Annotated in this window: 3 protein-coding genes; 2 read left to right on the plus strand and 1 reads right to left on the minus strand. The window is 68.9% G+C overall.

What is annotated here, in order from left to right:
• Nucleotides 1-1,302 (plus strand): multicopper oxidase family protein (locus VFN12_RS12540; protein ID WP_325119037.1); only part of this gene is annotated, 1,302 nt, incomplete at its 5' end.
• 6 nt (nucleotides 1,303-1,308) lie between these two features.
• Here the strand turns inward: VFN12_RS12540 and VFN12_RS12545 are convergent.
• Entirely contained in the window at nucleotides 1,309-1,641 is a 333-nt protein-coding gene (locus tag VFN12_RS12545; protein ID WP_325119038.1) for a hypothetical protein, read from the minus strand.
• 367 nt (nucleotides 1,642-2,008) lie between these two features.
• Between VFN12_RS12545 and nrdR the strand changes: the two genes are divergently transcribed.
• Nucleotides 2,009-2,593, plus strand: a complete 585-nt coding sequence (nrdR, locus tag VFN12_RS12550) for a transcriptional regulator NrdR (protein ID WP_325119039.1) — start codon at nucleotides 2,009-2,011, stop codon at nucleotides 2,591-2,593.
• The last annotated feature ends 46 nt before the right edge of the window (nucleotides 2,594-2,639 follow it).

Genomic DNA, 2,639 nt, shown 5'->3' on the forward strand with positions numbered 1-2,639 from the left:
ACCGACTACTACAACGTGAACATGCAGCCGGCGCAGGCGCAGATCATCCCCGGTCTGACCACGCCGGTGTGGGCCTACAACGGCCTGTACCCCGGCCCGACGATCAAGGCCAGGAAGGGCCGCCAGGTGGTGATCCGCCAGCAGAACCTGCTGTCGGAGGCGATGTCGACGCACCTGCACGGCGGCTACGTGGACGGTGACTCCGACGGGCACCCCAACGACCTGATCGCTCCGCTCGGGTACAAGGACTACGTCTACTCCAACAACCAGAACGCGCGGACGATGTGGTACCACGACCACGCGGAGATGACGACCGCCCGGCACGTCTACCGGGGCCTGGCCGGCTTCTACCTCCTCACCGACGATCTCGAGGACGCGCTGCCGCTGCCCAAGGGTGCCTACGACGTGCCGCTGGTGATCCAGGACCGGCGCTTCAACGCCGACGGGACCCTCAACTACCCCAGCGACTCGGTCAGCGACGAGGGCTTCCAGGGCGACGTGATCGTGGTCAACGGTGCGGCCCGTCCGCGTTTCCAGGTGGCCAACCGCAAGTACCGCTTCCGGATCCTCAACGGCTCCAACGCCCGGCCCTACAAGCTGGCCCTCTCCTCGGGCACGTTCACCCTCATCGGCACCGAGGGCGGCCTGCGCGAGACGCCGCTGAGCATGTCCTCGCTGCCGATCTGGCCGGCGGAGCGCTACGAGATCGTCATCGACTTCTCCAAGTACGCCGTGGGCAGCAAGGTGGTGCTCAAGAACCTGCTGGGCAGCGGGAGCACGGCCGAGGTCATGCGCTTCGACGTGGTGCGCCAGGAGACCGACCCCAGCTCGATCCCCACGACGCTCCGGTCGGCGGCCAACCAGACCGACGACACCCACCTGGCGACCACCACGTCCGCCTCGGTCGCCACCCGGTACTGGGACTTCGACCGGGAGTGGCCCGACCTCTACGTCATCAACGGCAAGACCTACGACCCGACGAGGTTCGACGCCACTCCCAAGGAGGGCACGACCGAGATCTGGACCTTCAAGACGGGTCGCGGCTGGTCCCACCCGGTGCACGTGCACCTGACGAACTTCAAGATCCTCGACCGCAACGGCAGGGCTCCACTCGCCCACGAGCAGGGCTGGAAGGACACCGTCGCGCTGGGTCCGGACGAGACGGTCCGGGTCCTCATCAAGTGGCCCAAGGTCCCGCTCGGGCCCACGCCGGGCAGCTTCACCCGTCGCTACGTGTTCCACTGCCACAACGTCGAGCACGAGGACCACGACATGATGTCCCAGTTCCGGGTCATCCAGTAGCGCGGGTCAGCGGGTTGCCCGCCGGCCCCCGGGGAGCCGGGGCTGAGCGGTGGCCTGCGCGCCCGACGAGCTGTCGGAGGGCGGGTTGGTCAGCCGGCGTACCACCCGGGCGACGAGGATCAGCCCGATGAACAGGCAGGCGACCGCACCCAGCGACGCCAGGCCCAGGAACAGCCAGGCGCCGGACTCGCCACCGCGCGCGGTCACCCCGAAATCGATGGCCGCCTTGACCAGATAGCCCCAGGCGACGACGCAGGCCGTGACGGCCAGCGCGAGGAGCAGCAGTACGGCGTCGAACCGGCGCTGTCGCCGCGGTCCGGCCCGCTTCCCTGTCCCCACCGACACATTGTGACCGATGCCCCGACACCCCGCTGCCGGAGTCCGCGACACGCGGGTGGCGGAGACCGATTTTCGGGGCCGACAGGTGCCCTGACCTGCGGTTTCTCGATGAGCACCGGACGCCCTCCAAGAAGTTTTCGCGTTCGCTTGCGAGAGCGTCGACCCGGGCGTACGGTTACCACTACATCTAGTAGTTACACCGTTGTGGTTTTCCACATCTAGTTCACAGAACCAGGTGTCAGACCCCACAGGAAGCCGCTGGATCTCCACAGGAAACAGCGATTCGTCCACAGGCGGAGGGGCCCCCGACGAGGGGCTGTTCGGCGCGCCCGCGGACGTGTCCGGCACGAGACGAGAGGAGCCCGGAATGCACTGCCCGTACTGCCGCTGCACCGACACCCGGGTCCTCGACTCCCGCGTCGCCGACGACGGCGGGTCGATCCGCCGCCGGCGTACCTGCTCCGACTGCGAGCGCCGCTTCACCACCCTGGAGCAGATGCAGCTGATGGTGCTCAAGCGCTCCAGCGCCACCGAGCCCTTCACCCGCGACAAGGCCGTCTCCGGCGTCCGCAAGGCCTGCAAGGGCCGCCCGGTCTCCGAGGACGACCTGGCCCGCCTCGGGCAGACGGTCGAGGCCACGCTGCGCAGCCAGGGGTACGCCGAGGTGCCGGCCCACGAGATCGGCCTGGCCATCCTCGGCCCGCTGCGTCAGCTCGATGAGGTCGCCTACCTGCGGTTCGCGAGCGTCTACCGCGCCTTCGAGTCGGCCGATGACTTCGAGGACGAGATCGCCATCCTGAGAGCCGAGCGGGCTGCCGCTCCGGAGGTTGAGGTGCGAGGGCGCCAAGCGCCCGCCCCCGCTCCGGAGGTTGAGGTGCGAGGGCGCCAAGCGCCCGAGCCTCGAAACCCCGTGAGCCAGCCGCTCACCTCAGCCTCAGCCCCACCGGGCTGACCACAGACCGCCCGGTGTGCGTAGTGGGGAAGCTGCGCGCACCGGG

The organism is Nocardioides sp., assembly GCF_035703625.1.
Lineage (GTDB): Bacteria > Actinomycetota > Actinomycetes > Propionibacteriales > Nocardioidaceae > Nocardioides.